General features: G+C 27.6%; 21 protein-coding genes and 2 rRNA genes. 13 read left to right on the top strand and 10 right to left on the bottom strand.

The window, feature by feature from the left end:
• The first annotated feature begins 210 nt into the window (after window positions 1-210).
• On the top strand, window positions 211-870 hold the full coding sequence (locus tag BLO14_RS02295) for an ankyrin repeat domain-containing protein (protein WP_091972347.1): 660 nt from the start codon (window positions 211-213) through the stop codon (window positions 868-870).
• A 10-nt stretch (window positions 871-880) separates the two neighbouring features.
• Here BLO14_RS02295 and BLO14_RS02290 read toward each other — a convergent pair whose 3' ends face one another.
• The gene (locus BLO14_RS02290; protein ID WP_091972346.1) at window positions 881-2,431 is read right to left on the bottom strand and encodes a hypothetical protein; all 1,551 of its coding nucleotides are present in this window, start codon (window positions 2,429-2,431) and stop codon (window positions 881-883) included.
• A 106-nt stretch (window positions 2,432-2,537) separates the two neighbouring features.
• Here BLO14_RS02290 and BLO14_RS02285 point away from each other — a divergent pair, with 106 nt between their 5' ends.
• The gene (locus BLO14_RS02285; protein ID WP_091972344.1) at window positions 2,538-3,740 is read left to right on the top strand and encodes a dicarboxylate/amino acid:cation symporter; all 1,203 of its coding nucleotides are present in this window, start codon (window positions 2,538-2,540) and stop codon (window positions 3,738-3,740) included.
• Window positions 3,741-3,751: 11 nt separating this feature from the next.
• Here BLO14_RS02285 and proS read toward each other — a convergent pair whose 3' ends face one another.
• Together proS and BLO14_RS02275 are read right to left on the bottom strand one after the other, a co-directional pair.
• A complete protein-coding gene (proS, locus tag BLO14_RS02280) occupies window positions 3,752-5,218 on the bottom strand; it encodes a proline--tRNA ligase (RefSeq protein WP_091972342.1) in 1,467 nt (488 codons plus the stop codon).
• 51 nt (window positions 5,219-5,269) lie between these two features.
• Window positions 5,270-5,947 carry a DUF2259 domain-containing protein gene (locus BLO14_RS02275; RefSeq protein ID WP_091972340.1) on the bottom strand — a complete coding sequence of 226 codons (678 nt, stop codon included), beginning with the start codon at window positions 5,945-5,947 and terminating at the stop codon, window positions 5,270-5,272.
• Window positions 5,948-6,110: 163 nt separating this feature from the next.
• Here BLO14_RS02275 and BLO14_RS06115 point away from each other — a divergent pair, with 163 nt between their 5' ends.
• Genes BLO14_RS06115 through BLO14_RS02260 form a run of 3 tightly spaced genes read left to right on the top strand, consistent with a single transcriptional unit; the run spans window position 6,111 to window position 7,742 of the window.
• Window positions 6,111-6,512 (top strand): hypothetical protein, encoded by a 402-nt coding sequence (locus BLO14_RS06115; protein WP_091972338.1) that lies wholly within the window; start codon window positions 6,111-6,113, stop codon window positions 6,510-6,512.
• On the top strand, window positions 6,509-7,120 hold the full coding sequence (locus tag BLO14_RS02265) for a DUF3996 domain-containing protein (RefSeq protein ID WP_091972336.1): 612 nt from the start codon (window positions 6,509-6,511) through the stop codon (window positions 7,118-7,120). The genes BLO14_RS06115 and BLO14_RS02265 overlap by 4 nt, the downstream gene beginning before the upstream one ends.
• Window positions 7,121-7,130: 10 nt before the next feature.
• Complete coding sequence (locus BLO14_RS02260; RefSeq protein ID WP_091972333.1) at window positions 7,131-7,742, top strand: DUF3996 domain-containing protein; 612 nt, start codon at window positions 7,131-7,133, stop codon at window positions 7,740-7,742.
• Window positions 7,743-7,793: 51 nt separating this feature from the next.
• Here the strand turns inward: BLO14_RS02260 and manA are convergent, their stop codons facing one another.
• A complete protein-coding gene (gene manA / locus BLO14_RS02255) occupies window positions 7,794-8,909 on the bottom strand; it encodes a mannose-6-phosphate isomerase, class I (protein WP_091972331.1) in 1,116 nt (371 codons plus the stop codon).
• The gene (locus BLO14_RS02250) at window positions 8,910-10,787 is read right to left on the bottom strand and encodes a fructose-specific PTS transporter subunit EIIC (RefSeq protein WP_091972329.1); all 1,878 of its coding nucleotides are present in this window, start codon (window positions 10,785-10,787) and stop codon (window positions 8,910-8,912) included.
• Between the two features lie 187 nt (window positions 10,788-10,974).
• Here BLO14_RS02250 and BLO14_RS02245 point away from each other — a divergent pair, with 187 nt between their 5' ends.
• Genes BLO14_RS02245 through BLO14_RS02235 form a run of 3 tightly spaced genes read left to right on the top strand, consistent with a single transcriptional unit; the run spans window position 10,975 to window position 13,258 of the window.
• Entirely contained in the window at window positions 10,975-11,604 is a 630-nt protein-coding gene (locus BLO14_RS02245) for a hypothetical protein (protein WP_091972327.1), read from the top strand.
• Window positions 11,601-12,482, top strand: coding sequence for a DNA/RNA non-specific endonuclease (locus BLO14_RS02240; protein ID WP_091972323.1), 882 nt, complete (start codon window positions 11,601-11,603; stop codon window positions 12,480-12,482). The genes BLO14_RS02245 and BLO14_RS02240 overlap by 4 nt, the downstream gene beginning before the upstream one ends.
• Window positions 12,479-13,258 (top strand): hypothetical protein, encoded by a 780-nt coding sequence (locus tag BLO14_RS02235; RefSeq protein ID WP_091972320.1) that lies wholly within the window; start codon window positions 12,479-12,481, stop codon window positions 13,256-13,258. The genes BLO14_RS02240 and BLO14_RS02235 overlap by 4 nt, the downstream gene beginning before the upstream one ends.
• Here BLO14_RS02235 and BLO14_RS02230 read toward each other — a convergent pair.
• Window positions 13,246-13,866 carry a diacylglycerol/polyprenol kinase family protein gene (locus tag BLO14_RS02230; protein WP_091972765.1) on the bottom strand — a complete coding sequence of 207 codons (621 nt, stop codon included), beginning with the start codon at window positions 13,864-13,866 and terminating at the stop codon, window positions 13,246-13,248. The genes BLO14_RS02235 and BLO14_RS02230 overlap by 13 nt on opposite strands.
• Window positions 13,867-14,129: 263 nt before the next feature.
• Here BLO14_RS02230 and BLO14_RS02225 point away from each other — a divergent pair, with 263 nt between their 5' ends.
• The 5 genes from BLO14_RS02225 to BLO14_RS02205 are packed head-to-tail and all read left to right on the top strand — an operon-like array spanning window position 14,130 to window position 19,115.
• Window positions 14,130-14,987 (top strand): protein-glutamate O-methyltransferase, encoded by an 858-nt coding sequence (locus tag BLO14_RS02225; protein ID WP_091972318.1) that lies wholly within the window; start codon window positions 14,130-14,132, stop codon window positions 14,985-14,987.
• Between the two features lie 32 nt (window positions 14,988-15,019).
• Window positions 15,020-16,144 carry a chemotaxis protein CheB gene (locus BLO14_RS02220; RefSeq protein WP_091972316.1) on the top strand — a complete coding sequence of 375 codons (1,125 nt, stop codon included), beginning with the start codon at window positions 15,020-15,022 and terminating at the stop codon, window positions 16,142-16,144.
• Window positions 16,145-16,174: 30 nt separating this feature from the next.
• On the top strand, window positions 16,175-17,389 hold the full coding sequence (locus tag BLO14_RS02215; protein ID WP_091972314.1) for a TraB family protein: 1,215 nt from the start codon (window positions 16,175-16,177) through the stop codon (window positions 17,387-17,389).
• 40 nt (window positions 17,390-17,429) lie between these two features.
• The gene (locus BLO14_RS02210) at window positions 17,430-18,062 is read left to right on the top strand and encodes an adenylate kinase (RefSeq protein WP_091972312.1); all 633 of its coding nucleotides are present in this window, start codon (window positions 17,430-17,432) and stop codon (window positions 18,060-18,062) included.
• A gap of 24 nt (window positions 18,063-18,086) precedes the next feature.
• Window positions 18,087-19,115 (top strand): hypothetical protein, encoded by a 1,029-nt coding sequence (locus BLO14_RS02205; RefSeq protein WP_091972763.1) that lies wholly within the window; start codon window positions 18,087-18,089, stop codon window positions 19,113-19,115.
• A gap of 21 nt (window positions 19,116-19,136) precedes the next feature.
• On the opposite strand, the gene BLO14_RS02200 is transcribed toward BLO14_RS02205, so the two are convergent.
• The 4 genes from BLO14_RS02200 to BLO14_RS02185 all read right to left on the bottom strand — a co-directional run.
• Entirely contained in the window at window positions 19,137-20,060 is a 924-nt protein-coding gene (locus BLO14_RS02200) for a GGDEF domain-containing response regulator (RefSeq protein WP_091972761.1), read from the bottom strand.
• Window positions 20,044-24,546 carry an ATP-binding protein gene (locus BLO14_RS02195; RefSeq protein ID WP_091972310.1) on the bottom strand — a complete coding sequence of 1,501 codons (4,503 nt, stop codon included), beginning with the start codon at window positions 24,544-24,546 and terminating at the stop codon, window positions 20,044-20,046. Before BLO14_RS02195 ends, BLO14_RS02200 begins: the two co-directional genes overlap by 17 nt.
• A gap of 97 nt (window positions 24,547-24,643) precedes the next feature.
• Window positions 24,644-24,754: ribosomal RNA gene (gene rrf / locus BLO14_RS02190) — 5S ribosomal RNA — on the bottom strand.
• A gap of 23 nt (window positions 24,755-24,777) precedes the next feature.
• A 23S ribosomal RNA gene (locus BLO14_RS02185) occupies window positions 24,778-24,903 on the bottom strand; the annotation flags it as partial.

The raw sequence follows: 24,903 nt of genomic DNA, 5'->3' as shown, positions 1-24,903 counted from the left end.
AATACAAAAACTATCAAAACAGTAAAACTAAAACCTAAATTATAAATTTAGTATAAAATAGGCAAAAAATCATTTCATAATTGTCAATTATGACCAAAAACATTGAAAAATGCTCTTATGATAAACTATAATAAATGTTAATTTATACTTATTAAAAAAGCAATCATCTAAAATTAAACACTTTATTAAAGGAACATAAATCTCTAAAACATGAAAAAAGAATTCATTGTACCTTTATTGTTATTACAAATAATAATGAATTTAAATTCAACAAACACTAATACAAGTGTCTCAATAGTAAAAGAATTACAAAAAAATTTATATACTTTCAATAGCAAAGATTATCAAAACAATAAAAACACTCTAAATAAATTTATAAATTCAATAAATATAAACGATAAAAAAACCTTACAAAATTTAGAAAAAATTAAAAACGATCTTTTTATAATATCTGTTTTTTTCAACAATAAAAAAGGAGTTTTAATTGCGCTAAATCTTGGAGCAGAAATAAACTTTAAACATAAAATATCTCCAATTTCAATTTCAATAATAAACAATGAATTTGAAATCGTAAAAATATTAATAGATTATGGAATAAGACTTAATCAAATAGATGATACGGGTCATTCTCCAATATTTTGGGCAATATATACTAGTAACGAAAAAATATTTGAATTTTTAAAAGAAAGTGGAGCTGATTTAAGCTCTACGCTTGAAAATAGAAAAACACCAATGCAAGCTGCAATAAAAACAGAAAATATAAAATTAATCGAATCAATGGGGAAGAAAAAAATTTACATTGACGACAATTACAAAAAAGAACTTAAAACACTTAAAAACAAAGAAATAATTAGAATTCTAGCAAAATAAAAAAACAAATTCAATATCCATCGGATGCTTGAATATTTTTATCTTTATCAATCAGATCCTTGTATATAAAAGATTTTTTAGCAAGTACCTCTTTTAAATTTTTAGAAAAGGGTAAATTTCTCCACATTATACCACGTACCAATTTCTCAAGCTTTTGAATTCCTTTACTTTCCTTCTCTATCCAAAGAAAATAATCTTCTAGAAAAAAATTTTTAACATTTCCTTTTTTAATAAACTTAACATAATAATCGTAATATTGCCCTGTAAGTCCTGTTTCCATCCATCTAAAAGAAGCTTGTTCTTTTGCAAGTTCCCAAACAAAATCGCCAATGCCTAAAATAACCGCTTTTCTTAAGTTTTTGGCATACATAGGTATTAATATTTTACCCCTGCCATTTGCTCTGTTCTTAATATCAATTGATTCCCAACAAATTCCTTTATCTCCATAAGAAGGTATTAATATAAAATAAGGAACTACCCTAATCAAATCTCCTCTGTAAGCTTTTTGAAAAAGTCTGGGCTGAATATCTTCGATTTCCCAAACAAGCTGCATAATTCTTTCTCTACTTCCAAAAAATTGGGGGTTAGCAACTACATTATTTCTCAAAAGAATAGGAAAATGATTGCCTCTTGACCCTATTGCAAGTTTATTAGCACTTCTGATAACCTCAACCTCATCATATGCAATGGTTGATTCAAGAGACATTCCAATATTATTCATTTTATTTTGAATTTCAAAAAGCTCTCTGTTAGCATCTTCAATTTTATTAATAAAAACATTGATATCTCTATTTGACTTAATAAGGTCATCAACATAATCACCAGCAAAATTTAAAGGCTTTAAAATTGAATTAGAATAAGGACTTTGCACTTCGTATTCAGACATATAAGTTGAATCGTTTTGACTATTATTTGAAAATAAAAATCCAAACATACTTCTTAACTTGCAAAGAGCTTCTTCTCTAATCTTATCGGTTCTTTTAAGACTGCTCTTTGCAAAATCAATATTTGCCAAAAGTTTTTCTTTCTTATTGAGCAAAATTTTTTCTAGATCTTCTTCTTTAAAATTATCCACCGATAAATCAGTTGCTAATCTACTAAGCTTAAAACTATGAACCCCATAAAGCCATTCATCAAAATAAATAAAAGACTCATTATAATGATTGTCCCAAATAGTTTTTGAAATCAATAGCTGAATTTCAGATCCAAGTGCATTCGGAATAAGAGCAGCAAATCTAAATAAAATTTTCTGCTCCATGGTCAATTTTGAAATATTTTTTGCAATTGATCTGAGAAAAGACCAATAAATATTAATCACTTGATTATATTTTAAAACTCTGTCAACCTCTTCTGACTGTGGATTTAAATAATCCACTAAAACTTTATGAAGCTTAAGACCAATTTCTTTACTGCTTGAAATAAGATTTTTATAAAAATCTTTAGTAAAAAATTGCTTATCATGCTCCTCTAAAGTTAAAATATTTGGTAATCTTGCATCTAAATCTGTATCTACAGAATCAGGATATTTATACAAACAACCCCCAAAAACACCAACAAACAATACAAAAACACAAGTACAATTTTAACTCTAAAGTTTATATTTACAAAAAAATTTAGTACTATTTATTATACGCAGTATACCTTGAATCTCTGAAAGGAAAAGTCATATGAATGTAAAAATTAATTTTTTTTTCACTCTACCTATTGGAATCTTTTTGGGATTATTTCTCCCTCTTGAGATTTACAGCTCTTTATCCCATGCTTTTATAAGATTATCATACTTATCTCTTATTCCTTTTTTAATATTTTCAATTCCATTAGGAATTGAAAATATTATTGAAAATAAAAACTTTAAAAAACTCTTTAGTAAAACAATTTATTATGGAATTTTAACTAATCTATCTGGAGTTGTTGTATCAATAACAGCTGCTATAATATATCTTCCGCAAAGAATTCCAATACTGGAAAAAACAGTACAAAATACATATTTTTTTGAAAAAGAAGCTTTATTAGAAACATTTTTCCCAAAAAATATTTTCAAAATATTTACGTCTAGCAATCCAAATCTACTAAGCATCTATATGATTTCAATAATAATAGGTACCAGCTTTTATTATGCAAAACAAAAGGGCAGAATAGCTAGAGAACTGATGCTTAGCGCATCCAATCTTTTTTACCATGCAAATGGATTTATTGCAAATATGTTAAATGTAGGAATCATTTTTATAACAGCAGATTACACCGCAAGTTTGAAAAACTTTAAAGATTATCAAAATTACACAAATAGCATAACATTCTTTTTGATATGGACAATTATAATTTTATTCGTAATATTACCAACAATCAGTTATAGATTAACAAAAAATTTTGGAATGATATATAAAGGAATCTTTGTATCATTCCAAAACATAATATTTTCAGGATTAACAAAAGATTCTTATTCCCCCTATGTGATCTTAATAGAAGACATTAAAAATGAAAGAATAAATATAAAAAAATCTATAATTATAAACATACCTCTGATAAATTTCGTTTCTAAATTTGGGACTATTTTTGTTTCAGTAATATCATTTTTTATAATTTTAAAATCATATTCTAGTTTACCCATTTCTATCTACGAAATAAGCTATATGAGTACTTTATCATTTTTTTTTGTCCTTGCATTTCCTCATATTCCAAACAGCTTAATTTATATAATTACAATGCTTTGCTCTACCTATACAAAAGGAATAGAGTTAAATGTTTCCAACATAACACCAATGCTACCAATATTAATCTCTTTAGCTTTACTAATTGACTTTGCCTTTAACATTGCAATTATACATATAATAAATTTTAAAGAATTAGAAGATCAAGAAAAAATTAATTAAAGCCAAATAAATTAATAAGATTTGGCAAATAAAACAAAATACTTAGCCTTAGAAGAACAATAAATACAAGTCATACCTGTTAAATCCTTGGCTTTAAAATCATCAGGAATACACCTAATTGTAGCTTTAGTTTCATTTTTAATAATATTTTCACAATTCAAACTACCACACCAACAAGAAATCACAAATCCAGAATAATCACTCACATGAGCTTTGAATAATTCATAACTATCCTTCCCGTTTCTAAAAATCTCCTTGGTATTTAGGGTCATAAAATTTAGTGCTTTTTTAAATAAATCCTTTTGCATAGAATCAAGTTCTGCCTTAACCTTGCTGACAAGAGAATCAAGCGATATTTGATACTTAAATTTTCTGTCTTTATCTCTTCTTACAATAGTAACAGAATTTAAAAGGATATCATTTATCCCTACTTCAAGACGTATTGGAATTCCCTTAAACTCAGCAGATGAAAATCTAAATCCTGGAGAACTTCTAATATCCTTGTCAATTTCAACCCTAAATTCTGCTTTTTTTAAAGTCTGCACAACACAATCAGAATAGTCCAAAATTCTTTTATTAATTTCATCTTCTTTTTTAAAAATAGGAATAACAATAATTTCTATTGGAGCAATGCGAGGCGGCAAAATTAAACCCTTCTCATCAGAATGAACCATAATCAAAGCACCAATCAATCTAGTAGAAACACCCCAACTACTAGCAAATACATGTCTCATCTTGCCATCTTTGTCTTGAAATTTTACACCAAATGCCTTTGCAAAATTTGAACCTAAATAATGAGATGTCGCAGCTTGAAGCGCTTTTTTATCTTGCATTAACGCCTCAATTGAATAAGTAGAAACAGCTCCCGCAAATTTTTCCTTTTCAGATTTTTTACCGCAAAAAACTGGAATAGCTAAATAGTCCTCTATAAATTTTCTATATACATCTAAAATAAGCAAAGTTTCTTCTAATGCTTCCTCTTTAGTAGCATGAGCAGTATGTCCTTCTTGCCATAAAAATTCGGTAGTACGCAAAAAAGGTCTTGTTCTCTTCTCCCATCGAATAGCATTTGCCCATTGATTAATTTTAATAGGAAGGTCTCTGTAAGACTTAATCCATTTGCTATACATATTCCAAATAATTGTCTCAGAAGTAGGCCTTAAAACTAAAGGCTCCGCCAAACTTTCTCCACCAGCATCCTTAATAATAGCAAACTCAGGTGAAAATCCATCAATATGGTCCTTTTCTTTTTCTAAAAAACTATAAGGAATAAGCATGGGAAAATATGCATTCTCATGTCCTGTCTCTTTAAATTTTTTATCAAGTATACTCTGAATTTTGCTCCAAATAGAATACCCATAAGGCATAATCACCATACACCCTTTTACGGGACTATAATCAGCAAGTTTTGCTTTCTGAACTATATCCAAATACCATTTAGAATAATCATCTTCTTTTGATGCTATAAAATCACTCATACATTATCCTTAACAAAGCATTAAACTTCTTAAAACACTAAATAATTATATTCAATATTTTTTAATTTCAACCATAAATCGCTTATATTTATTTCCATAAGAATTTAACATGATTTTTTCCAAAACAAAAACAATTCCATCTTCATTTGGAAATAAAAAAATCTCTCTTATTTTGTAATCAATAACATTTTTCCTATAGTAATTCCCTCTTCCAACAATAAGATGTTTTTCTATAGTTGAATTACAATATCTGACAGATAAAAAAATATTAAAAGAAGAAGAAAGTTCTTGAAAATTAATATCCTTATTTACAAAAACTTGATATTCATTTCCTGTTTTAAAATCAACAAAATTTAAAAGATCTGTTTCTGGAATTTCACTCTTAACATAAAAATAAATTTCTCGTCCTCTTCTTAGATGATTAATTTTAAATTCCTTAACTTTAAAATTAATCATCTTTAAAAGTTCATAAAGACTTTTATCGTAACTATCTGAATACTCAATGTGCTCCTTAAAAATCCTAGAATGCACTCCAGAGTCTGCAAAATTATTTTTAATAACATCAACAAAGTATACAGAAGAATAATAATATCCATTTTCAAACCCATATTCGCCAAACATAAAATACTGATCATTATTAGAGAATCCTAAATTTTTAAAAAAAATATTTTCTGAAAATCCCAATAAAAAAGAAAAAAAATAAAAAAAAACAATATACAGTTTAATCATAAGCTTTGTATAAGTTTAATAAAAATAAATTATATACTAAACTTATTTTTAATTAATTTAGTCTTAATTAAAATAATATCAAACAGCATTTTAAATTCAAAACTTTGACATACTATTTGTTTATAGATTAAAAACTTAATATTCAAATTTTTGGGATAAATTTTTGAACAAAAGGATCAATAGCCTAAAATTAGTTTCAAAAGCCTTAAAGCAAATAAAGTTTTTTTGCAAGTATTTTAAAATAAAACATTGCAATAAAATTTATTTATTGCAAATTCATAGATTTACATTTTTTTCAAAGACCGGAAAAGAAAAGCAAAAATATATTTTCAAAAGCATTATACAAACAAACAAAATTAACATCAATATCCAGTCAAGTAGTATAATAATACCTATATTTGTGATTAAAAATTTTTTGATAAACAAAACAACGAACAAATTAACAATAAAGTTTTGCTATCAAAATAAGCAAATAAACATCGATATTTTTGATTTTTTACGCTTTATTAAAAATATTGTAAAGATAATATCTAAAATTGGATATAAAAAAGGAGAATTTAAATGAGAATGCTATTAGCAACAATAATACTTATTTTAACAACGGGCTTATTAACTGCCCAATCAAAAAGCAAAGCGGAGGTTGAAGATGACTTTGATTTTGAAAAACTTCTTGCAAAAGAAGAGTCTGTACGCCGTTTATTTGGCATAGGCTTTGGAATTGGATACCCACTTACAAATATTACAATATCTGTCCCATACGTAGACATAGACCTTGGCTACGGAGGGTTCGTAGGACTTAAACCCAACAATTTCATGCCCTATGTTATAGCAGGAATAGATCTTTTATTCAAAGATGAAATACACAAAAACACTATGATTTCCGGCGGCATTGGAATAGGTGCAGATTGGTCAAAAGGAAGTCCTGAAAAATCGAATGAAAAACTTGGCGACGAAGAAGAAAATGAAATTCAACAATCAGATTCTCTTCAAAATAGAATAGGAGTCGTAATAAGACTACCCTTAGTAATAGAATATAGCTTTCTTAAAAATATTGTGATTGGGTTTAAAGCTGTTGCTACCATTGGAACAACTATGCTATTGGGCAGTCCAATGTCATTTGAAGGAGCTAGATTTAATTTCTTGGGCACAGGCTTTATAAAAATATATATATAATGGAGAATAAATGATAAAAAATTTTAAAAAAATATACATTTTAACATTAGCATTAAGTGCAATGCACCTTTCTTTTGCATCTGACAATTATATGGTCAGATGCAGTAAAGAAGAAGATTCAACCACCTGTATCGCAAAGCTTAAAGGTATAAAAGAAAAAAAAAGTTATGACTTATTTTCAATGGGCATCGGAATAGGCAATCCTATTGCAAACATTATAATTACAATTCCTTATGTAGATATTGATTTTGGATATGGAGGTTTTATTGGCCTTAAATCAAACAATTTTGAAAATTATCTAAACGGCGGAATAGATATTATTTTCAAAAAGCAAATTGGACAATATATGAAAATCGGAGGTGGCATTGGAATAGGTGCAGATTGGTCAAAAACATCCCTTATACCTCCTGATGAGGAGGAAGAGACTGATTATGAGAGAATAGGCACTGTTATAAGAATTCCTTTTATAATGGAATATAACTTTGCAAAAAATTTATACATAGGATTTAAAGTTTATCCTGCACTAGGACCAACAATATTACTAACAAAGCCAAACATTTTATTTGAAGGAGTTAAATTCAATTTTTTTGGATTTGGATTCATAAAATTTGCATTTAATTAACCAAATAATTAAATTGGCATTAAAATTAAGCTTACACAAGCAAGCTTAATTTTAATTAAAACCAGCAATAAAAGCTTGACCATCTCCATTAATAAACAAGTTTTCAGCTTTTCTGCCTATAAAAATGCTCTCACCCTTGTTAAGGCCTAAGGATTTATTTATATTCACACGCCCATCTAAGACTAACAAGATCATTGCGCTATTTCTATTGATACAAATACTCTCATTTATTTTTTTTTGAATTAATTTCAAATTAGTATTTGGAAGTCTAAATACACTAAAACTGTTTTTAAAATCGGGATTTAAAAATGATAAAGCTCCTTCATCAAATTGCCCAACTCTTAACATCTCTTCTTTATCAATATATTTGGTAGTAAGTCCAGCTCTAATAACATTGTCGGAATTGGTCATAAGCTCAATGCAGTCTCCCTTAAGATATGCATGTACTTCCTGACTATTTGTATAAAAAACTTCGCCTGGCTTTAGTTTTAAAATATTCATGCCCAAAAATACTAAAAGACCCACATCTACACCATAAATATTGTAAATTTCATTAAACCAGTAACCTCTAAAATCATCAATAAGATTCAAATTTTTTAAAATTTTTTCAATAATATTCTCAAGTTCATAAGTTTGTAAATCAAAAATAGTCTTTACAAAGTCTCTATGTGATTGAAAGTCGAAATTTAATTTCAGAATTTCACAAATTTTTTTAATCTCATCCAAAGGTAAAAAACCTTTTAGCGCATAAAAATCACTCAGGGCATAAATAAGTTCAATTTTAGGGTTTTTATCTTTATATATCCTTTTAGGATCATTAATGTCTATCCCTTTATTATTCTCTGATTCATACCCTTTTAAGGCAATATCTTTAGAAGGATGAATTTGAATAGATAAAGGTTTGTTTGCAGACAATACCTTAAACAAAAAAGGAAATTCGTCATCACAACCTAAAAGCTCTTTATGATCTTCTAAAAAATCGCTTAAAAACACATATTCATTTCTATGTAAAATCTTACTAGAAAATGTTTTGTGTGCTCCAAGCCACATTTCAGCCTTAGGCCTTCCATCAATCTTATCGCCCAAAAGATTGGGAATAAAACTAATCCCCCCCCAATCATATTCTTTAATATTATTTTTCATTAAAAAAATATTATCTTCATTCATTCATTCAGATTCCTTTAATTTTAAAGATTTCAAAAAAATTACCAAAGTTGTTGCAACTGCAACTCCAACAGCAATTGCAATAATAAACTCAAATTTATTATCAATAACAGGAAGCACTATTGGCCCTCCGTGTGGAGCATGATTAGCAACACCTAAAAAAGCAGCAATAATGCTTGACACAGCTCCTCCCAACACTATTGAAGGAATTACCCTTCCAGGATCACTAGCAGCAAAAGGGATAGCTCCTTCACTAATACCAATAAATGAAATTAAAAAGGCTATTTTGCCAGATTCTTTCTCTTCATTTTCAAATAATTTAGGCGCTAAAAAAGTTGCAAGCCCCATAGCCATAGGGGGAACAGGAATTGCTGCTGCCACCATCCCCATTATTTCTGGCACTTGAGGAATTAGCCCTACTCCAAAAAGAAATGCCACTTTATTAAAGGGCCCACCCATATCAATAGTAATCATTGATCCTAGCACTAAACCTAAAAAAATTTTACCCAACACACCAAACGTTTCTGAATTACTCTGTAAAGATTTAAGCCCACTCTCAAGCACAGCCATAAATTCTCCAATATAAACACCAACATACAACATAAAAAAGCCAACAATAATAGTGCTTATTAGCGGAATCACAAATATAGGCATTACGGGCCTTAACCACTCAGGAACAGATCTCTTTGCTAAAAACCTTGCAACATAGCCTGCAAGAAACCCTGCAAATATTGCACCCAAGAAACCTGCTTTTACATTTCCAGACATTACTCCACCAACAAGACCTGGAGCAAGACCAGGCTTATCAGCAATTGCCATTGAAATAAACCCAGCAAGCACAGGCAGCATCATTCCAAAAGCTACAGAACCAATATCTGCAATCTGCTTATAAAATGGATGCTCAGAAAAATTAGGTCCATCAGAACCAATCCCAACAAAAGCAATACTAAGAGCAATTAAAATTCCTCCAGTTGCAACAACAGGAATCATTGGAGATACTCCACTCATTAAATATTTATAAAAACTATCTTTGCCTGTTGCAATAGAGCCTTTATAACTGCCATTAGCTCCAGAATCTTTGCAAAAAAATACTGGAGCGTTAAACGCTTCCTTAATAATATTTTCCGTATTGTTTATTGCTTTTACAGTTGAAACTTTATAAACTCTCTTACCTTCAAATCTCTTTTCATCAACATCCTTATCAACAGCAAGTATCACAACAGCTGCATCCCTAATTTCTTCTTCTGTTAAGGCATTTTCAATGCCAATAGATCCTTGGGTTTCAACTCTAATATTGTAACCTTGCTTTTTAGCTTCATTTTCAATTTTCTTTGCTGCAATATACGTATGAGCAACTCCAACAGGACAAGCAGTTACAGCAACTATTTTCTCTGATTTTGTAGCTCCAAAAACCTCTTCTTTGGCTTTTCTTTGAACATTCTCTATGTAATAATAAATGTCATCAGTAGTAACAACACCACTTAAAGCATTTTGAAAAGCATCATCTTCAAAAAGTTTAGCTATAAACGCAATAGCCCTAAGATGCTCATTGCCTTGTTGCTTTTTTGACATACAAATCAAAAATATTAAATTAACAGGGGGATTTTCTTCAGACCATTTAACCCCAGCACCTTTAATGTAAAGCAATGAAATAAAACTAGTCTTAACAACATCTCCTATAAAATGGGGAATTGCAACCCCATTTTCCCAAGAAGTGTCACCTATTTTCTCTCTATCAAGAATTCCTTGAAGAAACTCTTTTTTGCTATCTATATATCCCTTATCATCGATTTTTTCAACTAAAAAATCAATTACATCTTCTTTTGAATTTACTTCTGGCAAAACAAATACAAGATCTTTTTTCAAAAAATTAAAAAACATAAATGCAGTCTCCTAGAAATTAAACATATCGTAATATTGTATAATATACAATAAAAATAGCATACAACAGCCACCTAGTATAAAAAATATTTTTTATACTAAACAGGAAAATTTTCCTTGAATACATATTCTAATTATAGTATTGAAAAGACACCGCAATTTTTATACCATTTAAAATAATCTGTTTATGAAAAAAACTCCAAACATTTGTATTTCTTTAACATTGCTCATCATTTCTGCTTTAAATGCACTTGCAAATGAAAAAGACAATACTAATGAAAAAAATAATCAATCCGAACAAAGTTCTAATTTTTTTAGCCCGGAAAGAGGATTCACATATTCTACAGGGATTGGAATTGGAATTGGATTTTTTCTAAATTCAAATATTAAACATCTTATTTTTAGACCCTACTACACCTTCTCTAATAATAGTTTTGATTTTTTAATCGTTGCTATGATATTAACAAAAGAAAGCCTTAATATCCCTAAAAATATGCAATACTTTAAATCGTATATTGGAGGAGGAATAAACTGGCATATTGCAAACTTAATTAAAAAAACAAAATATTTTTCCTCCACTATTGGCATAGGTGGTCATTTTTACTTATCTACAAACTTTATAGGGGACATTAAATTTTACGAAAAATTACCCTATGTACTAGAGCCTTACATGTTTATTGAAATTTCTACTAAAAATGCAATACCTTTAATAGGAATGGACTTTAAAATTGATTTTTTATTTTTAGATACATTTAACATTTCTTTTAATTTCACTATTAGATATAATTTTAAGGACGAAAAAGAAACAGAAACATGAAAAAAAGATCAAAATTTTTTCTTTACTGCTATATTTTATGTCTAACAGGATTTTTATTTTTTTCCTTAAATCCAAAAGTCCTAAAGCAAATTAAACATAAAATTTACAATTATTTAGAGATAATAGAAAATAAATACATTAACATTACAAAATTTATTCCGATAAAAGAATCCCAATTAATACCAAAAGGATATCTTACTACCCAAATAATACACAAAAAACACTATACCTTAGGGTATGCTGAAAGTGCAAGACAATCCGAATGGGCTGCTTATCCACTTAAAAGAGAAATGGTAGAACTGGCATTGACTTTGTTAAAATCAAAAAAAATTAAAAGGAGTTCTAAATTCTTTGAAGACACCAACATCAAAGGCACTTTTCCAAAACTTGAAGATTACTTTAAGAGCGGCTATGACAGGGGACACATAGTAAGTTCTGCAGACATGTCTTTTTCTGAGGATGCAATGAGAGATACATATTTTTTATCCAATATGTCACCTCAAAAAAGCGAATTTAATTCTGGAATTTGGCTAAAACTTGAAAAATTGGTAAGAGAATGGGCAATCTTAAAAGGATATATATATATCATTAGTGCTGGAATTTTAACGGAAAATAAAGGATTTATTGGTAAAAGCAAAATTTTGATACCTAAAAATTTTTATAAAATAGTACTAAACATTAATAACAAAAATTTTTATGACATAATCTCTTTTATTATCCCAAATGAAAAAGCAAAAGACTTGAATTTGAAAAATTATGTTGTCAGCGTCGATTTAATTGAAACAAAAACAAAGATAGATTTTTTTGAAAAACTTAACTCAAAAATTAAAAAAAATATAAAAAAAATCAAAAACACGCATTCCTGGAAGTTTAAATGAAGTCAATACTTGCAAAATTAAACGCTTCTATTAATTTATTTCTCTTTATAATTTTAATTTTAGTAACACTAGTTATACTGATTTTTTCTTATAAAATAAAATACAACGAAAATTATCAAAATTATGTTCTAGAGATTTACAATAATAATTTTATAATGCTAGTTAATAAATTCGCCATCTTTATTACTGGAATCATAGGCTCACTATGGTCATATATTAACTACAAAAGAACCAATAATATACAATTTATACTTTTTTATTGTTTCATCAGTTCATTCACATTAGATCCTATTTTGATCTCTGAAGATTTTTTTTTAAAAAACAACCTAAATTCAAGTTATTACCTATTTACAAAATTTATCCTTTTTGTAAATACTTTTTCATTATTAAATTTATTTTTTCTAAGTTTATATATATGCGATTTCAAAATAAAATCAATACATTATACAATTTACATTATTTTGACCTTTGCATGCATATATAGTTACACAATGCCTATTAATTCATACGAAAATAACCAAGACTACGGCATTCTTAAAATCGAAAGCACAAAATTTTACATAGACGCATTCTTGTTGCTTATTTTAATAAACTTTATAGTAGCCTTTTTAAGAAAAAAAAACCTTGACTATTTTTTCCTTTTTGTTTCAATGCTTTTAATATTAAGTGGAATTTATTTAAATTTGCTAAAAATACCCTATGCCTTTCTCCCAATCTCAGTTGGTATACCAATCTACTTAAAAAAATCAGGAAAAATTTTCTTTTATTGGCTATAAAAAAAGGAAGTTAAAAAATAAGACGAATTTGAAACAACAAGTGGTAAAAATAAATTATCATAATTCGCAAAATCAAAAAGCTCTACTAATACTGCTAAAATCCCAAGAATTAAAGCTGCTGTTAAATAAGGAAAAAAATAATAATATGAAAAAAAAGTAACGCAAAATACAACAAAGCTACCAGAAATCGTTTTATCATTTACAAGCTTAAAAGAAGGAATTAACTTTCCAGCAAGACTTGCAAATCCATCACCAAGACATACTGAGAATATTCCAATATAATTAAAAGGTTCCATAACTAAGCAATATGATACCAATATGCCTAAAAATAAAAAAACGGGCGAAAAAGATACTTTATTGGGCAATATTTTCCTTGATTTTAATATTATATCTGAAATATTCTTAAAGAAAAGTAGTTTTTTTTTAGTAATTCTAAAAACTTCAGAAGTTAAGTATAAAATCATAAAAAGCATATTAAAGACAAACCCTATCCAAAAATTTATTTCATAAAAAATCAAAACAATTAAGCTAAAAATATGAAAAAATTTTCTAAAAATTTCATACCTAAAATCTTCTTTAAAAATTATTCTTTTAAACTCATTAAACATCATTCAATCTTCATCATCAATCTTTTTAAATAGATATTATTAAATAGGAATTTGCAAATATTTTTTCCAACACTTATTAAATTCCTCATTTATTACTGCAAATAAATTAAAATAAACAAAAACCTTTTTATAAATCCATATTTTATAATAAAATTATTTATGTTAATTTTACAGTTTTTTCAAAAAAAATATTCTTACCTAGAGATTTATTATAAATAAGCAATACTTATTTATAAAGAGAATAATTAAGCAGGTTCCCAAAAATGCTAGAAATTGAAGATGAACTATTTTTAAAATTTTGCGACTTTATATACAACAACAGCGGAATGCGATTTGACGAAAAAAATAAATTTGTTCTTCAAAGCAGAATTAATGACGCGGTAAGAGAACTTGCTATTGAAAATCCATCACAACTTTATAATTTAATAATTAGTGAAAAATTAAAAAAAGAATATTTCTTAGATTTAGTCACAACCAATTTAACAAGATTTTTTAGAAATTCACTACATTTTCAAACTTTTGAAAAATTTGTAATTCCTAATTTAATTAATATTAAAAACATAGAAGAAAAAAATAGAATTATTATCTGGTCTGCAGGATGCTCAACAGGAGAAGAACCTTATTCATTAGCATTTGTACTCAAATCAAAACTTCCAAAAGAAATAGATTTTGTTATTATCGCTTCTGATTTAAGTTTAAAATCTTTGATGATAGCAAAAGAAGGATATTACTCATCAAATAAATGTGAAAATATTCCCAAAGAATACCGACATTATATATATTCTCATTCAAACGGATATAAAATTAAAAATGAAATTAAAAATCACATAAGATTTGATTATCATAATCTAAACTTTGAAAGTAATTTTTCACAAATTGATGTTATTTTTTGTAGAAATGTATTAATATACTTTGATGAAAAATCAAAAATTAAAGTGCTTAAAAAATTTTACAATAACATGTCTAAAAATAGCTATTTATTTATAGGACACTCAGAGTCACTTTTTGGACTTAACCTTCCTTTTAAATTTTTAAAAACACCCTGGGCAATAATATATGAAAAAAAAGATACTGGCTATCAAAAAGAAAAATTTAAATTAAAAAATAAATATAAGTTATAATTTAACAAGAATTTAATAGGGAAAAAGTAACAGTGGAAACAAAAATTTCTGTACTTGTCATAGAATATTTTGCTGTAAAAAGAAAGCTCATATCAGACCTTATTAATTCGTCTCCTAAACTCAAGGTCATTGCAACTGCTTCTAATGGCAAATTCGCAACAAACAAACTTAAAAAACATAACCCCGAAGTAATATTAATGAATTTAGAAGAAAACAATAGTGAAGATATTCTCTTTTTGGAGAAAAAAAACAATATACACAAAACAATACCAATTGTAGTCACCTCTTCAAATCAAAATCTAATAAACATTGCTGCTTTAAAGGGCGCTGATGATCTTATATTGGTATCTAAAAATAAAAAATCACATGAAAACAAAAAAGAACAAATTATTAGTTCTCTTTTAGCCTATGGATCGATATCTATAAAAAACAAAATTGTCCACAATAAATATATGGAAACAAAAAATTATGAAAAAGCTAATTTTTTTTTAAATCACAAAAATGACATTTTCTCATTAACCAAACTTGAAGAATATACAAAAGAAAAAATATTAAATGAAAAAGAAATTAAAAAACTTAAAATGAGAAAATTCGACATAATAGCAATTGGAATATCAGCAGGGGGGCCTGTAGCCTTGAAATCAATATTGCCAGAAATACCTGAAAGCTTTCCACCAATAATAATTGTTCAACATATGCCTAAAGGATTTACAGAAGAATTTGCAAAAAATCTTAATAATCTTTGCAAAATAAGCGTAAAAGAAACCACCAATAAAGAAATATTAAAGCAAGGACATGCATACATAAGCTCAGGCGGACATCATACAAAAATCAAAAAAATCGATAGTAACTATCAAATACAAACCTTCGACGGCAAACATATAAATGGTCACAAACCATCTATTGGAGTACTATTTCAATCTATTGCAGAAATTGCAAAAGATAAAGCAATTGCCCTAATAATGACTGGGATGGGAAATGACGGATCAAGAGAAATTGGCGATATAAAAAAAGCCGGGGGACTTACTATTGCTCAAGATGAAGAAAGTTCAATGGTTTTTGGAATGCCAAAAATAGCGATAGAAGAAAACAACATAGACTATATAGTTCCACTAAACCATATGGTAAAATTATTAAAAGCTATACTAACTGATTAATGGCTAAATTTTTTAAACAAGGAATATTTTTTGGACAACGAAAAAGAAAACACCCATACAGAAGACTGTTTTTCTCATGTAAGTAAATTTAATATACATAATAAAACAATATATATACTTGGAACTGCTCACGTGTCAAAAAAAAGCTCAGAAGATACTGCAAATTTAATAGAAATCTTAAAGCCAGACTATATTGCTGTTGAGCTTGATGAAGCTCGCTATCATTCGATCTTAAACACCGATGAAAATGAAAAATGGAGGAACTTAGATATAGATAAAGCATTAAAACAAGGAAAAGCCTTCTTCCTCATAATAAACATAATTCTTAGTAATTTTCAAAAAAAATTAGCAAAAGAACAGGGAATAAAACCTGGCGAGGAAATGAAAACAGCTGTTTTAAAAGCTGAAAAACACAATATTCCAATAATTCTTGCCGACAGAAAAATTGAAACAACTCTAAAAAGAGCTTGGATACCTATTCCAATATTTGAAAAAATAAAAATAATCTCAAGCCTTTTTTCCTTAACAGATACAAAAATTACAAAAGATGAAATTGAAAAACTCAAAGAACAAGACGCTCTTTCAAAAATAATGGAAGAACTTTCCAAAGAAATACCTAAAGTAAAAAAAGCTTTAATTGACGAGAGGGATGAATTTATTACAAACAAAATACTCGAAGGAACAGGCATTATTCTTGCCGTTGTAGGCGCAGGCCATGTGAATGGAATAATGAGAACTCTAAAAGAAATAAGTCAAAATAAAAAAGTAATAAACGTTGAGGAACTCAACAGAATACCTAAAAAACATTTTTCATTTAGCAAAGCACTATCTTACTTAATTGCAATTTCAATCATTTTGCTAATAGCAAGCTCTTTTTACTTTAAAGGATTTGATTTTGCATACAAAAATTTAAAGCTTTGGATAATATCCAACTCTCTTTTCTCAGGCATTGCAGCCATATTATTAAAATCTCACCCTTTAACAATTTTAACAGCTATTATAGGTTCTCCAATATTTTCCTTAATACCATTCATAGGAACAGGTATGGTAGCAGGACTTGTTGAAGCTTACATAAACAAACCAAAGGTCAAAGATTTTGAAAATCTACAAGAAGAACTATCAACAACAAAAGGATATTTCAAAAACAAAGTTACAAGAATTCTATTAATAGTTCTTTTTGTAAACCTTGGATCTACAATTGGAACAATTGTAGGACTTAAATTTTTATTAAATGTTTTTAAATAAACCCTTAAAATAATAAATATCTAAACAGGAGTTATATATAATGGGACTTGTATTTTTGGGTCCTCCAGGTTCTGGAAAGGGGACTATTTCAAAAATTATTTCTAGCGAATTTAAATACCATCACATTTCAACAGGAGATTTATTTAGAGAAAATATTTTAAATTCTACAACCCTTGGAAAAGAAATAAAAAAAATTGTTGAAAAAGGGGAACTGGTCTCTGACACAATTACAATCAAAATAGTAGAAGATAAAATCAAAGCCATTGAAAATAACAAAAATTTTATTTTAGATGGGTTTCCACGTAATATTTGTCAAGCCGAAGCTCTTGACAAATTTTTGCCAAATGTAAAAATAATAAACTTTTTAATCAATGAAGAGTTGGTAATAAAAAGACTCTCGGGAAGAAGAATTTGTAAATCTTGCAATAATATTTTCAATATATACACCCTAGCCACAAAAACCAATGGCATTTGCGACATTTGCGGAGGAGATCTTTACCAACGAGAAGATGATAAAGAAGAATGCTTAAAAACAAGGCTTAAAGAATATAAATCACAAACAAAACCACTAATAGAATTTTACTCAAAATGCTCTAGAATTAACAATATTGATGCATCTGTTAAAATTGATGAAATAAGGGAAAAGATAATTAAAATAATGTTAAAAAAATGAATGGAAAAGGTATTTAAAGTAAAAATGTTAATAAAAAAAATTTGCTTTTGCTTGTTATTTTTGCAAGCAAAAATGATTCTTGCTCAAGATCAACAAAACTTAGAAGTCAATAATGAATATTTTTATTTCAATTTTCAATCTGCTTATTATCCTCCCCACGAGCTGGGAACAAATGGAAGCAAATTTTCACGAAGCTTTAAACATCCCAACTTAAAAAGTATTGAACCAAGTCTAAGAATTCCAGCCAATTATTGGGGAGGAATAAAATTAATATCATACTTGGGATACTATAAAAATTTTAAAGCTTTAAACAATCCCAATTCTATACTTTTTAAAAACAATGGCATAGACATCGATTTAAATATTGGATTGTCTCCTGTAAATATCTCATTTAAAAGCATGCTAAACTTTACTCCCATTGCTTTTTTAAATTTATATGCATCAAATGAAATTGGTATAGGTTGGGAAGCTTTTGGATTTAAAGGAGTTGGGGTGCACATTGAAAATGGAAAATATTCAAATACTATTGAATTTTATTCAGAAGTAATAATAGGGGGACGATTACAATTTGATTTAAACGCTATTTTTCAAGGAGAATGGACACACATTATTACAGTTATTGGCAATGATTTTACATACTTAATTAATCCTCATGCAAACAAAGATCAACTTTGGAAATATAAAGCAGACGATGGTAAAAATATAAATGGCATACTAATAAAGCCTTACGCTCTTTTAGCTTACAAAATGCCAATACCTCTTAACATTATAGGTTTACTTTATGAAGGAAAAACACAAATTGGCAAAGAAAGAAACATAAGCTCGTGGAAAAACAAAGGTTGGGGAAGTGACATTTTTTATCACAATATTTCTATTATTGCTAATTTTGAAGTTGTCAAACCCTTAGCAATTGGTCTTCAATTAAAATTAGCTACAAATCCTACATACACAAATAACACAGCTGGACTGGCTGATATTTCAAAAAGAATAGCAACTGGTAATTCTTATTTTTACTACGATTCTATTGGAATCTCTGTAACTTATAAATACTAAAATTTAATAAATATAAAAATCTTAATATCTAAACTGATTCCTTCCAGAAACTTTAGCCTCATAAAGCTTGCTATCAGCAAGCTTTATGATATTGGTAAAATTATTATCAATAGGAATTTCTTGAGCAAGCCCAATTGAAACAGTCACAATGCCAGAAATACCACTATACTCATGAACTATTCCTAAACACTTTATATCATTAATCATTGTTTTAATAATGCAAATCATTTCACTTAAACTCTTATTAACAGAAAAAAAAATAAATTCCTCTCCTCCATATCGAGCAACATCTATTTTATATTTTAAAGAAACCTTATATAAAGCCTTAGCAATCAATTTAAGACACTCATCACCATTGGTATGGCCATAATTATCATTATAATTTTTAAAATTATCAATATCCAACATCCCAACAATTATTATTTCTTTATTTTCTAAAGCTTTCATCCACAGCTTAGAAAATTTGTCCATAAAAAATCTTCTATTTGGAATCTGAGTAAGCCCATCAATTCTAGACAAACTTTTAAAATAATCCCTTAATCGCTTTAATTCAAGATGCGTCTTAACTCTAGCGTCAATTATTCGACTATTAAAAGGCTTTAAAATATAATCTACTCCACCAACATTAAATCCCTCAAGTTGATCATCTGTAGAACTTCTTGAACTAATGAAAATTACAGGAATCTCTTTAGTATCAGGATCGCTTTTTAGCTTTCTACATACCTCATAGCCATTAATATCTGGAAGACCTATATCAAGAAGTACAAGGTCAGGATTATCTTTTTCAACTTGCTTTAAGGCATCTAATCCATTTGTTGCAACCTCAACTTCATAAGCATCTTGCAATATATTTACCAATAAATCTAAATTGGTGGGAGAATCATCCACAATTAAAAGCTTCTGATTCTCTACTTCAAAAACTTTATCTTTAATTATCATCTCCACTACTAATATCTCTATTGCTAAACCTTTCAATAATCCCTTTAAGAATCTTAGAACTCTCAGCAAATCTATATAATCTTAAATTCCTGCGAAGCTCACTAAATAATACTTTAATATTCTCATCTAAAACATACTTGTCAATGCTCTCAAGAATTTCTTTATATTCTCTTGGCTTTCTGGTCTTAATACCAATTAAAAGTTTATTGAGAAGGTATAAAAATTGATCATTGCTTTTAAAGTATAGCTTATTCTCACTAACAATCTCAGACTCAAACAAAATATTCTCCTTTATATCACTTATTAGCTGCAATAAATCACCTTTTACAAAAGAATACATTTTTTTCAACTCATAAATTGAATCTTTACTTGTTTCAATTTTTTTAAAATCTTTATACAATTCACTACGCATATTAGAAAGAGCTCCAGATATTGTATGAGATATATCCCTAATTAAAGATAAATTTTCTTCATTAAAAGCTTTTTCTAAATCAATAATATTGATAGAAATAAAATCAACAAGCCCTCTACATAGTTCAGAATATGATGCATATGAAAGATTTAATTCTTTTAAAGCTCTATTAACATCTAAATTGGGAAACTTAATAGGTTGATTCAACTCTTCATTCTCCCAAATATTATCAACTTCAAGCTGTAAATATTTTTTTAATATAACTTTAATTGAACTTATGTGTATAGGCTTTGAAATATAATCATTCATACCACTTTCAAAACACTTGTCTTTATACTCTTGCAAAGCATGCGCTGTTACAGCAACCAAAACACATGGTTTTAAATTCTTTGCCTTTTCAAATTTTCTAATTTCTTTAGCCACTGAAAATCCATCATATCTTGGCATTCGTATATCAATAAAAGAGATAGCATATCTTTTTTCTCTTAAAAATTTTAAAGCCTTTACCCCATCATCTACAACATCAATAAAATTTTCATTAATGCCTATTACAACAAGCATGTCTTTCAATACTTTTTGATTTACCTTATTATCTTCAGCTATTAACACCTTAATAGGTTCTTTTATCTTAAAATCACTATCTATTGGAGCCAAATCTTCAAAATCCATTTCCATTTTAAACTCTTTTTTAAAAAGAATAGAAAATATATTAAGCCCCATTAAAGGCTTTTTAACATACATATATTTTAAATTTTTTAAAGCTTCATTATCTAAATAATAAAATAAAAAAACTATTTGTACATCAGAGCTTAGTTTTTCAATATTATTAGCAAATCGAATACTTGCTTCAATATTATCGTTATTTACATTAATACAAACAAAATTATAAAAAGAGTATTCCTTAAAGAATTTATAAGCATCCTTAAAAGAAGCTACATAGTGTACATTAGACGAGTAGCCCAACAAAGCCGAACAGTGCTCAAAAATTTTAATAGACTTTTGACTCGAAAGTACATTCAATACTTTATTATTACTATTTATTGATTGAAATCTATTGATTGATGAATTTTTACTTTTAAGCTCGCCACCCAAGAAAAAAGGCAACATAAATGAAAAAGTTGTACCCTCCCCCACTTTACTATCAACAGTAATGCCAAGCCCCCCCATTAGCCTTATAAGCTCTCTAGATATTGACAACCCCAATCCTGCACCCTCATGAACCCTTGAAGAAGAATCATCTTCTTGTTTAAATATTTCAAATATTTTAGAAAGATTCTCTCTTTTAATGCCTTTGCCTGTATCTATTACCTTAAATTCAATCGTAACCAATACTCTATTGTCATCAGTTCTTGTTCTACATAATTCTTCATAGTTTAAAACAATAACACCATCATCTGTAAACTTAAAAGCATTTCCTATTAAATTAATTAAAACTTGCTTAATTTTTACAATATCACCTTTTATGTAATTTTTAAAAATAGATTTAGAATAAGAGAATAAATCAATATTTTTCTTTGCACATTGAGATTGAAAAGTTTTTAAAACCATTTCCATTTCGCTCTCTAAATCAATCTCTTGACTCTCGATATGTAATTCATTTACATCTATTTGAGACAAATACAATATATCATCAATCAAAGAAAGTAAAGAATCAGATGAATAATTTATCATCCTAACATAGTCTTTTTGAATATCTGTAAGAATAGTTGTATCCAAAAGCTCAGTAGCTGCCATTATTCCATTAATGGGAGTACGAATATCGTGGCTGATATTTGCTATAAAAATGGTCTTAGCGGTATTAGCGGCTTCTGCAATATTTTTTTCATTCATCACAAAAGAATATCTTCTTTTCTGCTCAAATGACAATTTGAACATAAAAATTATTACAAATCCTAAAAAAGTAAAATAAAATATAATGACTGTTAACACTAAAAATTTGAAATTTTTAAACCTACTGTCTTTAGATTTATAATAAACATCAAATTTCCAATCATTTAAATACATATGACTATCAACATTTGAACGCATAACAACTTTTTGAATAATTTCTTTCAAGATGTAATCCTGATTATAAATAGCAAGACTCAAATCGAAAGCCAAATCTCTAAAAGTAGGAAGCTTTTCAACATCAACAACATTTAATTCTTCAAATACAGCAGCAGCTGTATACTCATCGCTAATAATCCCATCTATCTTTCCCTTATAAAGAAGAAGTAGGGCTTCTTTAAAGCTACTTACTAAAATAAGCTTTGACTTAATATTAGAAGCTAAATTTTTATTATATAAAAAATCAAGTACAGCAAACCTTTCTAAAGATCTGGACGGAAGTACCCTTTTTTTATTTGAAAAAATATAAAGTGGAATTCTAGAATTTAGTTTTATATTAAAAACATTATCTAAATTTGAATCGATCGCATTAGTATTTAGCATATCAATTTTTCCAGATTTGATTAATTTTTTAAGATCTAAATTGCTGTGTGTTTCAATTATGTTAAATTCCAAACCTGAAAACATTCTAACCTTATCAAGCAAAAATTGATTTACTCCTTTATAATTGTTCTCTTCAACATAATCTATTGGATACCAATTTTTAACAGCAAGATTTAATTTATTATTTTTTAATAACCAAATTTTTTCTTCTATATTAAATTTAACCTTATTCATAATTTTATAACTATTTATTCGAGAGCTATTAATCTCTTCTTTATCTAGCCAATTTTTATCTATTTGAAGTAAAGATTCAAATGAAATATCATCAAATATAGAATTGAGAATATATTTAATAATCTTATAAATCCTGTTATCAATAGCTAATACTAAAAATCTATTTTTATTAAAAATCGAATCGTAAGATTTTAATCTGCCGTTATATCCATTTAATTTCAATAAATATTTTGTTGTTATTGAATTTTCTATAAACCCATATGAATTATTGACAATATCTACAAAGTTATTAACAATATCTTGATTCTTATTTAATTGAATATTATTAAAATCAAAATCAATAAACTGAGAATTTATTGGACCAAGATTATTGCTTAAATCTTTAGAATAAAATTTAAAATTAAGAGGATATATCGGCTTGCTTACCACATAATTAACATTTTCAAATACACTATCATTGCTAATAATTCCTCCAAAAATGCCTACTGACTTTCCATCTAATGATTTCTTAATATCCTCTTTAGGAAATCCCTTAAAAATAGGTTTAAAAATATGTTGTCTTGAGAGAAGACTCCATAAATCTACTAAAATGCCAGACAATTTCCCCTTTGAATCAATAAAACTCAAAGGAGGATAATCGTTATATAAACCAACATCAATAAAATTTCCCTTAGAAGCACTGTCTAAAAAAGAAAAAATATGTTCATCGGGCATTTTCATTAAATACGAAAACAAATCTAAATTCAAATTCTTTATTATCTCAGGAGCATTTCTACTAATAGCTACCCTATTTTTGATACTGTAGAAAATATCTCCATTAAAAATTTCAAGACCTTCATCTAAAAAACGCTTTGCAACATAAGATAAAGTCTTGCAATCACCATATATATAATCAACTTTATCATTTTTTAAAGCTAATAATAACTCTTGGACATTATCAGCCAAAAAAATAGTGTTAGCACCTCTTATTCTTAAAATATCTTCATATATTGTATTTTTAACAACCCCTATATTAAAATTGGATAAAAATGTTGAATGGGTATTTTTATATTTTTTATTAGAGCCTTTAGAAAATAAAATTGCAATACTCCTGGCAAGCTCATTTTTGAAATAAAATAAATCATTTAATTTTGAATTATAAGTCAACCCTAAATATATTGCTTCGTCTTCAATTTTGCTTTCATTTAAATTATCAACAGGTTCAACTCTAATATTAACATTATTATCTTTTGCCCATTTATCTAAAATAGAAAAAATAAGACCTACATATTCTCCTTTATCATTCTTATGATAAAAAGGAAAATATTGACCTACAAGCTTAAACTTGAAAATATCCTTAGAAAATAAATTAACGCTGACAAAACAAACCAAAAGCAAAATTAAAAAATTAATACTCAAAAAGTTTGCTTTTTTCATAATATTTTAAAATTTCCTTATTAAAATAAAATAATCTTACTAATATGTAAAGATAAATATACACAATAAAATCAAGGCTTAAAATACAAAATAAAAACCCTGGCAATAACTTACTCTCCCGCGAACTCGCAGTACCATCAGCGAATAAGAGCTTAACTTCTGTGTTCGGAATGATAACAGGTGTTTCCTCTTTTCTTTAACCACCAGGGTTTTTATAAGGAAGATAAAAATATGGCCAAAGATACGGGTAATTAGTATTAGTCAGCTTAATATATTACTATACTTACACTTCTAACCTATCAACCTGGTATTCTTCCAGGACCCTTAAAGGATATCTCATCTTGAGGAAGGCTTCCC

The sequence above is a fragment of the Borreliella japonica genome, assembly GCF_900099615.1.
Taxonomy (GTDB): domain Bacteria; phylum Spirochaetota; class Spirochaetia; order Borreliales; family Borreliaceae; genus Borreliella; species Borreliella japonica.
The sequence above is the reverse complement of the archived record's forward strand: the minus strand, read 5'-3'. Positions and strand labels throughout refer to the sequence as shown.

Excerpts from the sequence above, each read along its gene's own strand:
- BLO14_RS02295 (WP_091972347.1), top strand. The coding sequence starts at position 211 with ATGAAAAAAGAATTCATTGTACCTTTATTGTTATTACAAATAATAATG.
- BLO14_RS02285 (WP_091972344.1), top strand. The coding sequence starts at position 2,538 with ATGAATGTAAAAATTAATTTTTTTTTCACTCTACCTATTGGAATCTTT.
- proS (WP_091972342.1), bottom strand. The coding sequence starts at position 5,218 with ATGAGTGATTTTATAGCATCAAAAGAAGATGATTATTCTAAATGGTAT.
- BLO14_RS02275 (WP_091972340.1), bottom strand. The coding sequence starts at position 5,947 with ATGATTAAACTGTATATTGTTTTTTTTTATTTTTTTTCTTTTTTATTG.
- BLO14_RS02265 (WP_091972336.1), top strand. The coding sequence starts at position 6,509 with ATGAGAATGCTATTAGCAACAATAATACTTATTTTAACAACGGGCTTA.
- BLO14_RS02260 (WP_091972333.1), top strand. The coding sequence starts at position 7,131 with ATGATAAAAAATTTTAAAAAAATATACATTTTAACATTAGCATTAAGT.
- manA (WP_091972331.1), bottom strand. The coding sequence starts at position 8,909 with ATGAATGAAGATAATATTTTTTTAATGAAAAATAATATTAAAGAATAT.
- BLO14_RS02250 (WP_091972329.1), bottom strand. The coding sequence starts at position 10,787 with ATGTTTTTTAATTTTTTGAAAAAAGATCTTGTATTTGTTTTGCCAGAA.
- BLO14_RS02245 (WP_091972327.1), top strand. The coding sequence starts at position 10,975 with ATGAAAAAAACTCCAAACATTTGTATTTCTTTAACATTGCTCATCATT.
- BLO14_RS02240 (WP_091972323.1), top strand. The coding sequence starts at position 11,601 with ATGAAAAAAAGATCAAAATTTTTTCTTTACTGCTATATTTTATGTCTA.
- BLO14_RS02235 (WP_091972320.1), top strand. The coding sequence starts at position 12,479 with ATGAAGTCAATACTTGCAAAATTAAACGCTTCTATTAATTTATTTCTC.
- BLO14_RS02230 (WP_091972765.1), bottom strand. The coding sequence starts at position 13,866 with ATGTTTAATGAGTTTAAAAGAATAATTTTTAAAGAAGATTTTAGGTAT.
- BLO14_RS02225 (WP_091972318.1), top strand. The coding sequence starts at position 14,130 with ATGCTAGAAATTGAAGATGAACTATTTTTAAAATTTTGCGACTTTATA.
- BLO14_RS02210 (WP_091972312.1), top strand. The coding sequence starts at position 17,430 with ATGGGACTTGTATTTTTGGGTCCTCCAGGTTCTGGAAAGGGGACTATT.
- BLO14_RS02205 (WP_091972763.1), top strand. The coding sequence starts at position 18,087 with ATGTTAATAAAAAAAATTTGCTTTTGCTTGTTATTTTTGCAAGCAAAA.
- BLO14_RS02195 (WP_091972310.1), bottom strand. The coding sequence starts at position 24,546 with ATGAAAAAAGCAAACTTTTTGAGTATTAATTTTTTAATTTTGCTTTTG.